Here is a 13,668-nt window from a genome sequence, read left to right as displayed (position 1 = left end):
TATGGTGCATAATAATAGTAATAATAAAACAGGGCGCGAATGATTCGTGCCTTGTTTTGTACAATTATGATTTATCTCTTTTTCTTGGGGCAAGATAGTTAATGCAGGACTGTTTTTTGTCATACATATAGAATGTGCCAGTCAGAAACACATTGTTACCGTCTTTTTGGAAAGTATGGTAAAATGCAATACATACTCGTTCGTTTCAAGAATCATTTTCTTTTGCTCTGCCGGTAAAAGAAAAAGTGAGACAAGATTAAGGGGTGAAAGAATGTTTAAATTTAACGAGGAAAAAGGACAATTAAAATGCTCGTTCTGTGGAAAAACACAAGATCAGGTTCGTAAGCTTGTAGCTGGACCTGGTGTATATATATGTGACGAATGTATCGAACTCTGCACTGAAATTGTAGAGGAAGAACTCGGAACAGAAGAAGAAGTAGAATTTAAAGACGTACCGAAGCCTCAGGAAATCCGCGAAATTCTGAATGAATATGTCATCGGCCAGGATCAAGCGAAGAAATCACTCGCTGTTGCTGTGTATAACCACTATAAGCGCATTAACTCCAACAGCAAAGTTGATGATGTTGAGCTTTCGAAAAGTAATATTTCATTAATCGGCCCTACAGGAAGCGGTAAAACCCTTCTGGCGCAAACATTGGCTCGCATTTTAAATGTGCCGTTTGCGATTGCGGACGCTACGTCTTTGACTGAAGCTGGATACGTGGGTGAAGATGTAGAGAATATTCTCCTGAAGCTCATCCAAGCTGCTGATTACGATGTGGAAAAAGCAGAAAAAGGCATTATCTATATCGATGAAATCGATAAGGTGGCAAGAAAATCAGAAAACCCGTCTATTACACGTGACGTGTCAGGTGAAGGTGTACAGCAGGCATTGCTTAAAATTCTTGAGGGTACAGTGGCAAGTGTGCCGCCTCAAGGAGGACGTAAGCATCCTCATCAAGAATTCATTCAAATTGACACAACAAATATTTTGTTCATTTGCGGCGGTGCTTTCGATGGTATCGAACAAATCATCAAACGCCGTTTAGGCCAAAAAGTGATTGGATTTGGTGGGGACAATAAAGCTGCTGATCTTGAGAAAGAAGATCTTCTTTCAAAAGTGCTTCCTGAAGACTTGCTCCGCTTCGGGTTAATTCCTGAATTTATCGGACGTCTTCCGGTTATTGCAAGTCTTGAAAAGCTCGACGAAGAAGCGTTGATTGCGATCTTAACAAAACCGAAAAACGCTCTTGTTAAGCAATTCAAGAAAATGCTTGAGCTTGACAATGTAGAGCTTGAGTTTGAAGAAGAAGCGCTTTCTGAAATTGCTAAAAAAGCAATTGAACGCAAGACTGGAGCACGTGGACTTCGTTCTATCATTGAAGGTATCATGCTTGATGTGATGTTTGAGCTGCCTTCTCGTGATGACATTGAAAAATGTGTGATTACCGGGGCAACTGTGACACATGGAGAGCCACCTCGCCTCTTATTAAAAGACGGCACTGAGGTAAGCGAAGATAAAACATCTGCATAAAGATAAGAACAAACCTCCTGAATGGTGACATTCAGGAGGTTTTTTTGTTGCGTAATCTCTTCCGGAAAAACGTTTATTCCCGCCTTGTGTGGGAGATACTAGCAATCAGAGGAATGAATTGGATACATAAATTGTTTTTCAGGAGGGACCATCATGAGTTGGACAGGGATCGCGTTATTTATTCAGCTGTTTTTCGGGATCATCATTGGTTTGTATTTTTGGAATTTGCTTAAAAATCAAAGGACACAAAAGGTCACGATAGATAAGGAATCAAAGAAGGAAATGGAGCAGCTTCGGAAAATGCGCGCCATCAGCTTGTCCGAGCCATTATCTGAGAAGGTCCGCCCCAAAAGCTTTCAAGATATCGTCGGACAGGAAGATGGCATTAAAGCTTTAAAGGCGGCTTTGTGCGGGCCGAATCCTCAGCATGTCATTGTCTATGGACCTCCGGGCGTCGGGAAAACAGCTGCTGCACGTCTTGTGTTAGAAGAAGCGAAAAAACATAAGCAATCGCCGTTTAAAGAGCAGGCTGTTTTTGTGGAACTTGATGCGACAACAGCACGTTTTGATGAAAGAGGAATTGCCGATCCGCTCATCGGCTCTGTCCATGACCCCATATACCAAGGGGCCGGAGCAATGGGACAGGCGGGGATTCCGCAACCGAAGCAGGGAGCTGTTACCCATGCCCACGGCGGTGTGCTGTTTATTGACGAAATAGGGGAGCTGCATCCTATTCAAATGAATAAAATGCTGAAGGTCCTTGAGGACAGAAAAGTCTTTTTAGACAGTGCGTATTACAGCGAGGAAAACACACAAATTCCGAATCATATTCACGATATTTTTCAAAATGGCCTGCCGGCAGATTTTCGCCTGATTGGGGCGACGACAAGAATGCCAAACGAAATTCCTCCAGCTATCCGATCTCGCTGTTTAGAAGTGTTTTTCCGCGAGCTTGAAAAGGATGAGCTGAAAACAGTTGCCAAAACAGCAGCTGATAAAATTGAAAAAAACATTTCTAATGAGAGTCTGGATCTGCTGACCAGCTATACGCGGAACGGGCGCGAAGCCGTTAACATGATTCAAATCGCCGCGGGGATGGCTGTCACGGAGAATAGAAAAGACATTACGATTGAAGATATTGAATGGGTTATTCATTCCAGCCAGCTTACGCCGAAGCACGAGCAGAAAATCGGCGCTGAACCGCAAATCGGCATTGTTAATGGGCTTGCAGTATATGGGCCTAACAGCGGATCGCTTCTGGAAATCGAAGTGAGTGTAACCGCGGCTCAGGATAAAGGATCAATTAATATTACAGGGATAGCGGAGGAAGAAAGCATTGGCAGCCAATCAAAATCAATCCGGCGAAAAAGCATGGCGAAGGGTTCGGTTGAAAACGTGTTAACTGTGCTCAGGACAATGGGAATGAAGCCGTCTGATTATGATATTCACATCAATTTCCCAGGAGGGGTTCCGATTGACGGGCCGTCGGCAGGTATCGCGATGGCAGCGGGAATTTTCTCAGCGATTCACAAAATTCCAATTGACAATACCGTTGCCATGACGGGCGAAATCAGCCTGAACGGTCTTGTAAAACCCATTGGAGGCGTTATTCCGAAAATAAAAGCGGCCAAGCAGTCCGGTGCGAAAAAAGTGATTATCCCATATGAAAATCAGCAGGCGATCTTAAAGCAGATTGACGGAATCACGATTATTGCAGTGAAGACGTTCCAGGAAGTGCTTGATGAAATTTTAGTGAATCCGCCGACGGAACAAAAACCGTTTAATATTGAAATCAATAAAGAATCCGTTTAAACCCTATTTTTATAATAGGGTTTTTTTCATGAAGGACATCTTTTCCTTTTTCATATCAGAAAGAAAGGGTATACTACGAGGAGACTGTTTTATAGAAAATGGAACCATGCCGTTTATTGTACAAGGATGAAAAAGTTGTATTATAATGGTTCATACTAAAGTCACGGAGGTGTCAGTCACATGGCAGAAGAATTAAAACGCAGCATCCCGCTCCTCCCTTTAAGAGGTTTATTAGTGTACCCGACGATGGTTTTGCACTTAGATGTAGGACGTGACAAGTCGGTTCAGGCACTTGAACAGGCAATGATGCATGATCATATGATATTTTTAGCCACTCAGCAGGATATTTCGATAGACGAACCAGGTGAAGACGAGATTTTTAGTGTCGGCACTTATACAAAAATTAAGCAAATGCTGAAGCTTCCGAACGGTACTATTCGTGTGTTGGTTGAGGGCCTCAAGCGCGCCCAAATCGTCAAATACAATGAGCATGAGGATTACACGTCGGTCGACATTCAGCTGATTCATGAAGATGATTCAAAAGATACAGAAGACGAAGCATTGATGCGGACTTTGTTAGACCACTTTGATCAGTACATAAAAATTTCTAAAAAAATCTCGGCGGAAACTTACGCCGCGGTTACTGATATCGAAGAGCCAGGGAGAATGGCAGACATCGTTGCTTCTCACCTGCCCCTTAAGCTAAAGGATAAGCAGGATATCTTAGAAACAGCTGACGTCAAAGACAGACTGAACAAGGTCATTGATTTTATCAATAATGAAAAAGAAGTGCTGGAGATCGAGAAAAAAATCGGCCAGCGCGTCAAACGTTCGATGGAGCGTACGCAGAAGGAATACTACTTGCGTGAACAAATGAAGGCGATTCAAAAAGAGCTTGGCGATAAAGAAGGTAAAACAGGCGAAGTTCAGACGCTGACGGAAAAAATTGAAGAAGCAGGCATGCCTGATCATGTGAAGGAAACCGCACTTAAGGAATTGAACAGATACGAAAAAATTCCATCAAGTTCTGCGGAAAGCTCAGTGATACGCAACTATATCGACTGGTTAATCGCTCTCCCGTGGACGGATGAGACAGATGATAAGCTTGATTTGAAAGAGGCAGGACGTCTCTTAGATGAAGAGCATCACGGACTTGAAAAAGTGAAAGAACGTATCTTAGAATATTTGGCTGTCCAAAAGTTGACAAAATCCCTGAAAGGCCCGATTCTCTGCTTGGCAGGACCTCCAGGTGTTGGGAAAACGTCTTTAGCAAAATCAATTGCAAAAAGCATGGGGCGGGAATTCGTCAGAATCTCACTCGGCGGAGTGCGTGACGAATCAGAGATCCGCGGACACAGACGGACCTATGTCGGAGCGATGCCTGGACGCATTATTCAAGGGATGAAAAAAGCCGGCAAGCTGAATCCGGTCTTCTTATTAGATGAAATTGATAAAATGTCATCTGATTTCAGAGGCGACCCGTCATCTGCTATGCTTGAAGTGCTTGATCCAGAGCAAAACAGCACCTTCAGTGATCACTATATTGAAGAAACCTTTGATTTATCAAAAGTGCTGTTTATTGCAACGGCAAACAATTTGGCTACAATCCCGGGTCCGCTCAGAGACAGAATGGAAATAATAAATATCGCGGGCTACACAGAAGTAGAAAAACTCGAAATCGTGAAAGACCACCTGCTTCCAAAGCAGGTCAAGGAACATGGGCTGAAGAAAAGCAACCTGCAGCTGCGTGACCAGGCGATTCTTGATATTATCCGCTACTATACGAGAGAAGCGGGTGTGAGAAGCCTTGAACGCCAGCTTGCCGCGATTTGCCGTAAGGCTGCAAAAGCCATTGTTGCTGAAGAGCGAAAACGGATTACGGTCACTGAGAAGAATCTTCAGGACTTTATCGGAAAACGCATTTTCAGATATGGACAAGCTGAAACAGAAGATCAGGTTGGTGTAGTTACAGGACTTGCCTATACAACCGTCGGCGGAGATACGCTGTCGATTGAAGTATCGCTTTCTCCGGGGAAAGGGAAATTGATCCTGACAGGAAAGCTCGGAGATGTCATGAGAGAGTCAGCTCAGGCTGCATTCAGTTATGTGCGCTCAAAAACAGAAGAACTTGGCATTGAACCTGACTTTCATGAGAAGTATGATATTCATATACATGTACCCGAGGGTGCGGTGCCTAAAGATGGTCCGTCAGCCGGTATTACGATGGCGACAGCGCTTGTTTCAGCTTTAACGGGACGTGCGGTTTCGCGTAAAGTCGGCATGACGGGGGAAATCACGCTTCGCGGGCGCGTGCTGCCGATCGGCGGATTGAAGGAAAAAGCGCTTGGCGCACATAGAGCGGGATTAACGACCATTATTGCGCCTAAAGAGAATGAAAAAGATATAGAGGATATTCCGGAAAGCGTCAGAGAGGGCCTGACATTTATATTGGCGTCCCACTTAGACGAAGTTTTGGAACATGCCTTAGTAGGAGAGAAGAAATGAAAGTCACAAAGTCAGAAATCGTGATCAGTGCAGTTAAGCCGGAACAGTACCCTGAAGGCGGGCTTCCGGAAATTGCACTGGCCGGAAGATCAAACGTGGGAAAATCGTCTTTTATCAATTCATTAATCAATCGCAAAAATCTTGCGAGAACATCATCTAAACCTGGAAAAACACAAACACTGAATTTCTACATTATCAATGATGAGCTGCATTTTGTGGATGTACCGGGTTACGGTTTTGCCAAAGTGTCAAAATCCGAGCGTGAAGCTTGGGGCAGAATGATTGAAACCTACATCACGTCACGCGAGGAATTGAAAGCAGTGGTGCAGATCGTTGATTTGCGGCATGCGCCGTCTAATGATGATGTGCAGATGTATGAATTCCTAAAGTATTACGGCATTCCTGTGATTATTATCGCGACAAAGGCAGATAAGATCCCGAAAGGAAAATGGGACAAACACGCGAAGGTTGTCCGACAGACATTAAATATTGATCCGGAAGACGAGCTGATTCTCTTCTCCTCAGAAACGAAAAAGGGGAAAGACGAAGCTTGGGGAGCGATCAAAAAAATGATAAACCGGTAGAGAAACTCTCTGCCGGTTTTAAATTGTTGAAAAATCCTAAAACGATTTTAGTTTTGGGATTTTGTCATCTTTTTTCAGTGTGATTGAAAACCTTTGAAGTCTAGGAAAGGCAAGCATTGGAGCGGAACGAATGTTCTAATTCGTGAGCACCGACGCGCAGGCTTGACAACGAATGCGAGGGTTTGTCAACACGCTGAACCGGTAGAGAAAACTCTCTGCCGGTTTTATTTATCGTATAGATTTTTTCCGTTTTATCAATAATAACAATAAACTGATTCCAATAAAGACAAACGGCCAATACTCTTTCAGAAGCGCTGTTGGAATATGCGCAGATTCAAGCCATGCCATAATCTGTTTGAAAAAGTACAAAAACAGGGAAAAACAAATCATCGATACAGCTTCATATACATATTCTTTTTTCTGAATGGTTGACACCAAGAGTGAGAAGCCGATTATAAATAGGAGCAATTCAAAATCATCCGGCCACCATGGCCATTTCGGCTTGGCGAAAAAGTGCAAGCCGATCCCGAAAAGAAGTAAACCGATAAAGAAATGCGGTGTAACGGCTTCTTTTTTTCCTTGATATACAAAGGCTGCGCCTAACAGCATGAGGAGAACAGGCCATTGATCCTGCCCTGAAAACAGTTCGGCTTGGCCGCTTTCAAGCCATGCATATACAGAAGCGGCAAGCAGCAGACAAGGGAATAAAATTGATTTTTGTTTCATGTATATCACCTTCTTGTTTTTAGAGCTGATGTGTAGTAAATTTCTGCTGTTTTTGGTATTGTCAATAGGAATGCTTCTTTCCTGTTTCGCTTTTTCTAATATAGCATAAGAATTTTAAAATCTGTTCACATTTTGTGAAAGAAACTATGTTATAATTATTATAAATAATGAATTCTATGTTAGAATGATTATAAATAAAGAATGGGCGCTGGGGGTGTAATTAAAGCTATGCATATACTTGTTGTGGGAGTAGATTATAAATCCGCCCCTATTGAGATACGTGAGAAAGTAAGCTTTCAGCCGAATGAGCTGGCAGAAGCGATGGTGCAGCTGAAAGAAGAGAAAAGCATTCTTGAAAACATCATTGTCTCAACCTGCAACCGCACGGAAATTTATGCGGTAGTCGACCAGCTCCATACCGGCCGTTATTATATAAAAAAGTTTTTAGCTGATTGGTTTCAATTGAGCAAAGAAGAACTGTCGCCGTTTTTAACATTTTACGAAAGCGATGCGGCTGTTGAGCATTTATTCCGTGTAGCCTGCGGACTTGATTCTATGGTGATTGGCGAAACGCAGATTCTCGGCCAGGTGCGAGACAGCTTTAAAACAGCTCAGCAAGAAAAAACGATCGGGACTATTTTTAATGAGCTGTTTAAACAGGCCGTTACAGTGGGCAAACGGACTCACTCCGAAACAGATATTGGTTCAAATGCAGTGTCAGTAAGCTATGCTGCAGTTGAACTTGCTAAAAAAATATTCGGAAACCTTTCAAGCAAGCACATATTAATTCTCGGTGCGGGAAAAATGGGCGAGCTTGCTGCCGAGAACCTGCACGGACAAGGAATCGGCAAGGTCTCTGTCATTAACCGAACATACTTGAAAGCGAAGGAGCTTGCAGACCGTTTCTCCGGTGAAGCGAGAAGCCTGAATCAGCTTGAAAGCGCGCTTGCGGAGGCTGATATCCTAATCAGTTCAACCGGTGCAAGTGATTTTGTTGTGTCCAAAGAGATGATGGAAAACGCGAATAAGCTTCGCAAGGGACGTCCGCTGTTTATGGTGGACATTGCCGTGCCTAGAGACCTTGATCCTGCGTTGAATGACCTTGAAGGTGTTTTCCTTTATGATATCGACGATCTCGAAGGCATTGTAGAAGCGAATATGAAAGAGCGGAGAGAAACTGCTGAAAAAGTTGAACTGTTAATTGAAGAAACCATTGTGGAGTTCAAACAATGGCTGAATACACTTGGCGTTGTGCCGGTTATTTCCGCATTGCGCGAAAAGGCGCTTGCCATCCAGTCAGAAACGATGGACAGCATCGAGCGGAAGCTGCCTCACTTAAGCACAAGAGAGAAAAAACTGTTGAACAAACATACCAAAAGTATCATTAACCAAATGCTGCGTGATCCCATCCTAAAGGTGAAAGAGCTTGCGGCAGATGCTGATTCTGAAGAAAAGCTGGCCTTATTTATGCAGATTTTTGATATTGAAGAAGCTGCGGGCCGTCAAATGATGAAAACTGTTGAAAGCAGCCAAAAGGTCCATTCTTTTAACAAGGCTGAATCAAAAGCGGGCTTTGCCCCACTTGTAAGTGAGTGAATGCTGAATGATTGATACTGCAATGGCAAGACTTAATGAGGGAACAATCGTCATTTATGCATTAAGTGTACTCTTTTATTTTATAGACTTTCTTCAACACAACCGGAAGGCTGGAAAAATGGCCTTCTGGTTGCTTTCTATTGTCTGGACTCTGCAAACCGTGTATTTGGCCTATTTTATGTGGGTGACGGGGCGGTTTCCGGTATTAAATGTGACTGAGGCGCTTTATTTTTATGCCTGGGTGCTTGTCACGCTGTCACTTGTACTGACAAAGCTTTTACGAGTAGACTTTATCGTGTTTTTTACAAATGTAATAGGGTTTTCTATGATCGCCATTCATACCTTTTCACCGACAGAGCAGCAGTCAGCCGCTTTTTCCGGGCAGCTTGTGTCTGAGCTTTTGGTGATTCATATTACAATGGCGATTCTTTCATACGGCGCTTTTTCCCTTTCTTTCGTTTTTTCTGTGCTGTATATGTTTCAATATCACCTGCTGAAAAAGAAAAAATGGGGAAAATGGCTGTTGAGAATAGAAGATTTGTCTAAGCTTGATTATATGGCATATGTTCTGAATATCATCGGGGTCCCGATGCTGTTGCTGAGTTTGATTCTCGGCGTCATTTGGGCTTATGTCTCACTAGAAACGCTGTATTGGTTCGACGCCAAAGTGCTTGGTTCGTTTGTCGTCCTTTTGCTGTACAGCTATTATCTTTATATCAGGCTGATTAAAGAGCTGCAAGGAAAGGTCGCAGCACTGTGGAATACGGCTTGTTTTCTCGTGCTGATGATCAATTATTTCCTGCTTGGAAGCCTGTCGCAATTCCATTGGTTCAGTTAAATGATGTCCCAAGCAGATTCGGGAGGAAAGAAAACAATGAGAACAATAAAAGTAGGTTCCAGACGGAGCAAACTCGCTATGACTCAAACAAAATGGGTCATTCAAAAACTAAAGGAAATCAATCCTTCATTTGCCTTTGAAATCAAAGAAATCGTGACAAAGGGCGACCGGATCGTCAATGTTACGCTCTCGAAAGTGGGCGGAAAAGGGCTGTTTGTCAAAGAGATTGAACAAGCGCTTTTGAACGAAGACATTGATATGGCGGTACACAGCATGAAGGACATGCCTGCTGCTTTGCCTGAAGGCCTTGTGATCGGCTGTATTCCTGAACGGGAAGACCCTCGTGATGCCCTTATTTCAAAGAATCGGGTAAAGCTTTCAGAAATGAAGGAAGGCGCTGTCATCGGCACAAGCAGTTTAAGAAGAAGTGCACAGCTTTTGATCGAGCGTCCTGACATTACAATTAAATGGATTAGAGGTAATATAGATACGAGACTTCAAAAGCTGGAAACTGAGGATTATGACGCGATTATTTTAGCTGCTGCCGGCCTTTCCAGAATGGGCTGGAAGCAAGATGTCGTCACCGAATTCCTAGACCCTGAGCGCTGTTTGCCTGCTGTGGGCCAGGGAGCACTGGCGATTGAGTGCAGAGAATCGGATGAAGAGCTATTGGCGTTGTTTACTCAGTTTACGGATGAGTATACAAAACGGACCGTGTTGGCGGAACGTGCTTATTTAAACGCGATGGAGGGCGGATGCCAGGTTCCGATCGCAGGCTACTCAGTATTAAACGAGCGGGATGAAATCGAATTGACAGGGCTTGTCGCTTCTCCTGACGGCAAAATCATTTATAAAGAAACTGTCACCGGAAACGATCCGGAGGAAGTAGGAAAGCGCTGTGCCGCTCTTATGGCTGACAAAGGGGCCAAAGAATTAATTGATCGTGTAAAACGGGAGCTTGATGAGGATGGAAAATGATTTTCCGCTGAAGGGAAAAACAGTCCTTGTCACCCGGAATAAGGCGCAGGCAAAATCGTTTCAGCAAAAAGTGGAGGCACTTGGCGGAAAAGCGGTTTTGACCTCTTTGATTACGTTTCGCGGCGCTTTGCCGAATGATCTTGCAAAACAGTTGAAAGAGGATCTTGCCGCGCCCGGCTGGCTTGTTTTTACAAGTGTGAACGGAGCAGACTTCTTTTTTTCTTATCTAAAGGAAAATCAGCTCATTCTTCCAGCGCATAAAAAAATTGCGGCTGTCGGTGAAAAAACGGCTCGCCGTTTGGAAACGCATAACGTATCGGTTGATGTAATGCCTAAGGACTATATCGCTGAACAGTTGGCGGAGGCCCTTAAGCAGCATGCTGAACCGGCGGAACGAATTACAGTGATTAAAGGTAATTTGTCACGTGATGTGATAAAACAGGAGCTTGTCCCGCTCGGTTTTGAAGTGAAGGAATGGGTTGTCTATGAAACGATTCCAGATGAAGAGGGCATCGAGGCACTGAAAGAGGCTGCGGGCCAATATTCATTTGACTATGTGACATTTACGAGTTCATCAACCGTACATACGTTTATGCATGTCTTGGGAGAAGAATTGAAAAAGTGGCAGGCGAACAGATCGGCCTTTATCAGCATCGGGCCTTTAACAAGGGACGCACTGCTGACGTATGGCATTACATCGCATACGCCTGATACATTTACAATAGATGGCATGCTTGAGTTAATGTGCAGCATGTCAAGAGAGGAAGAGAGAATATGAGTCAATCATTTAACAGACACCGCCGTCTGCGGTCATCAAAAACAATGAGAGAGATGGTAAAGGAAACACGTTTGCACCCATCGGATTTTATTTATCCGATTTTTGTCGTTGAAGGGCTGGAAGGCAAAAAAGCTGTTCCGTCAATGCCTGATGTTTATCATGTATCATTAGATCTATTGAAGGATGAAGTGGCAGAGCTGGTTAAACTGGGCATTCAATCTGTCATCGTGTTCGGCATCCCGGAAGAAAAAGATGATTGCGGAACGCAAGCGTACCATGATCACGGCATCGTCCAAAAAGCCATCACAGAAATTAAAAAACACTTCCCTGAGATGGTTGTTGTCGCTGATACATGCTTATGCGAATATACAGACCACGGCCATTGCGGACTTGTCAAAGACGGGGTCATCCTCAATGATGAATCACTTGAGCTTTTGGCGCAGACAGCTGTCAGCCAAGCGAAAGCAGGTGCTGATGTCATTGCGCCTTCAAACATGATGGACGGATTTGTTACAGTGATCCGAGAAGCGCTTGATAAAGAAGGATTCGTCAATATTCCAATCATGTCTTATGCTGTGAAATATTCAAGTGAGTTTTACGGTCCGTTCCGTGACGCAGCAAACAGCACACCGCAATTTGGGGACCGCAAAACATATCAGATGGACCCTGCCAACCGTATGGAAGCTCTCCGCGAAGCACAATCAGATGTCGAGGAAGGCGCGGACTTTTTGATTGTCAAACCTTCGCTTTCATATATGGATATCATGCGTGACGTAAAAAATGAGTTTGCTTTGCCGCTTGTCGCTTATAATGTTAGCGGAGAGTATTCAATGGTAAAGGCTGCAGCGCAAAACGGCTGGATCAAAGAAAAAGAAATAGTGTTAGAAATTTTGACAAGCATGAAGCGTGCAGGTGCTGACCTGATTATCACGTATCATGCCAAAGACGCAGCGAAATGGCTTGCGGAGTAATTTTATTCAGTTGACAGGAGTTGAGGCAGATGAGAAGCTATGAAAAATCAAAAGCGGCTTTTAAAGAAGCGCAAAAACTCATGCCGGGCGGTGTGAACAGTCCCGTTCGCGCTTTTAAATCGGTAGACATGGACCCGATTTTTATGGAGCGCGGAAAAGGCTCAAAAATCTTTGATATTGACGGAAATGAATATATTGACTACGTTTTGTCATGGGGGCCCTTAATTTTAGGGCATACAAATGACCGCGTCGTAGAGAGCCTCAAAAAAGTGGCTGAATACGGGACAAGCTTCGGTGCTCCGACTGAAGTGGAAAATGAACTGGCAAAGCTCGTCATTGATCGTGTGCCATCTGTAGAAATTGTACGAATGGTCAGCTCCGGAACAGAGGCTACAATGAGTGCTCTTCGTTTGGCAAGAGGCTATACGGGCCGCAATAAGATTTTAAAATTTGAGGGCTGCTACCACGGGCACGGCGATTCCCTCTTGATTAAAGCGGGTTCAGGAGTTGCCACTCTCGGTCTGCCTGACAGCCCTGGTGTACCTGAAGGCACCGCGAAAAACACCATCACGGTTCCGTACAATGATTTAGAAAGTGTAAAGCTTGCTTTCCAGCAATTCGGTGAAGACATTGCGGGAGTTATTGTAGAACCGGTTGCCGGAAATATGGGAGTTGTTCCGCCGCAAGAAGGCTTCCTGCAAGGTTTGCGTGATGTCACTGAGCAATACGGTTCACTGCTGATTTTTGATGAAGTAATGACAGGCTTCCGGGTCGATTATAATTGTGCTCAAGGATACTTCGGCGTAACGCCTGATCTGACTTGTTTAGGAAAAGTAATCGGGGGCGGACTTCCTGTCGGTGCTTATGGCGGAAAGGCTGAAATCATGGAGCAGATCGCTCCAAGCGGTCCAATTTATCAGGCCGGCACATTGTCAGGCAACCCGCTTGCGATGACGGCTGGCTTAGAAACATTGAAACAGCTGACACCTGAATCCTACAAGAATTTCATCAAAAAAGGCGACAGGCTGGAAGAAGGCATTTCTAAAGCTGCTGAGGCTCATGGCATTCCGCATACCTTTAACCGCGCAGGTTCAATGATCGGTTTCTTCTTTACAAACGAACCTGTTATCAATTATGAAACAGCCAAAGCATCTGATTTGAAGCTGTTTGCTAACTATTATAAAGGGATGGCAAATGAAGGTGTATTCTTACCGCCATCACAATTCGAAGGCCTTTTTCTTTCAACGGCCCATACTAATGAAGATATTGAAAAAACAATCCAGGCAGCTGAGAAAGTATTTGCTGAGATCAGCCGCGGCTAAGAGTGAAAACCGGTATCAAGGACA

General features: G+C 44.0%; 11 protein-coding genes. 10 read left to right on the top strand and 1 reads right to left on the bottom strand.

The window, feature by feature from the left end; genetic code table 11:
• Window positions 1-271 precede the first annotated feature (271 nt).
• From clpX to yihA, 4 genes are all read left to right on the top strand, one after another.
• Entirely contained in the window at window positions 272-1,534 is a 1,263-nt protein-coding gene (clpX, locus tag M0696_RS14100) for an ATP-dependent protease ATP-binding subunit ClpX (RefSeq protein WP_222143282.1), read from the top strand.
• A gap of 153 nt (window positions 1,535-1,687) precedes the next feature.
• The gene (gene lonB, locus M0696_RS14095) at window positions 1,688-3,346 is read left to right on the top strand and encodes an ATP-dependent protease LonB (RefSeq protein ID WP_222143281.1); all 1,659 of its coding nucleotides are present in this window, start codon (window positions 1,688-1,690) and stop codon (window positions 3,344-3,346) included.
• A gap of 180 nt (window positions 3,347-3,526) precedes the next feature.
• The gene (gene lon, locus M0696_RS14090) at window positions 3,527-5,851 is read left to right on the top strand and encodes an endopeptidase La (RefSeq protein ID WP_222143280.1); all 2,325 of its coding nucleotides are present in this window, start codon (window positions 3,527-3,529) and stop codon (window positions 5,849-5,851) included.
• Window positions 5,848-6,435: a ribosome biogenesis GTP-binding protein YihA/YsxC gene (gene yihA / locus M0696_RS14085; protein WP_166849977.1), complete on the top strand. Its 588-nt coding sequence runs from the start codon at window positions 5,848-5,850 to the stop codon at window positions 6,433-6,435. Before lon ends, yihA begins: the two co-directional genes overlap by 4 nt.
• A 228-nt stretch (window positions 6,436-6,663) precedes the next feature.
• Here the strand turns inward: yihA and M0696_RS14080 are convergent, their stop codons facing one another.
• Entirely contained in the window at window positions 6,664-7,161 is a 498-nt protein-coding gene (locus M0696_RS14080) for a hypothetical protein (protein ID WP_222143279.1), read from the bottom strand.
• 228 nt (window positions 7,162-7,389) lie between these two features.
• Here M0696_RS14080 and hemA point away from each other — a divergent pair, with 228 nt between their 5' ends.
• From hemA to hemL, 6 genes are read left to right on the top strand one after another with little or no spacing between them, the layout of a single operon-like run.
• The gene (gene hemA, locus M0696_RS14075) at window positions 7,390-8,757 is read left to right on the top strand and encodes a glutamyl-tRNA reductase (protein ID WP_222143278.1); all 1,368 of its coding nucleotides are present in this window, start codon (window positions 7,390-7,392) and stop codon (window positions 8,755-8,757) included.
• 7 nt (window positions 8,758-8,764) lie between these two features.
• A complete protein-coding gene (locus M0696_RS14070) occupies window positions 8,765-9,595 on the top strand; it encodes a cytochrome c biogenesis protein (protein ID WP_061186701.1) in 831 nt (276 codons plus the stop codon).
• A gap of 36 nt (window positions 9,596-9,631) precedes the next feature.
• Window positions 9,632-10,573, top strand: a complete 942-nt coding sequence (hemC, locus tag M0696_RS14065; protein WP_222143277.1) for a hydroxymethylbilane synthase — start codon at window positions 9,632-9,634, stop codon at window positions 10,571-10,573.
• The gene (gene hemD, locus M0696_RS14060) at window positions 10,563-11,351 is read left to right on the top strand and encodes a uroporphyrinogen-III synthase (RefSeq protein ID WP_222143276.1); all 789 of its coding nucleotides are present in this window, start codon (window positions 10,563-10,565) and stop codon (window positions 11,349-11,351) included. Before hemC ends, hemD begins: the two co-directional genes overlap by 11 nt.
• Window positions 11,348-12,322: a porphobilinogen synthase gene (gene hemB, locus M0696_RS14055; RefSeq protein ID WP_166850014.1), complete on the top strand. Its 975-nt coding sequence runs from the start codon at window positions 11,348-11,350 to the stop codon at window positions 12,320-12,322. The genes hemD and hemB overlap by 4 nt, the downstream gene beginning before the upstream one ends.
• A 29-nt stretch (window positions 12,323-12,351) precedes the next feature.
• Entirely contained in the window at window positions 12,352-13,644 is a 1,293-nt protein-coding gene (hemL, locus tag M0696_RS14050) for a glutamate-1-semialdehyde 2,1-aminomutase (protein ID WP_222143275.1), read from the top strand.
• The last annotated feature ends 24 nt before the right edge of the window (window positions 13,645-13,668 follow it).

This window comes from Bacillus rugosus, from assembly GCF_023238245.1.
Taxonomy (GTDB): domain Bacteria; phylum Bacillota; class Bacilli; order Bacillales; family Bacillaceae; genus Bacillus; species Bacillus rugosus.
Note: the sequence above shows the minus strand (reverse complement) of the source record. Positions and strands in the feature narration are given on the sequence as shown.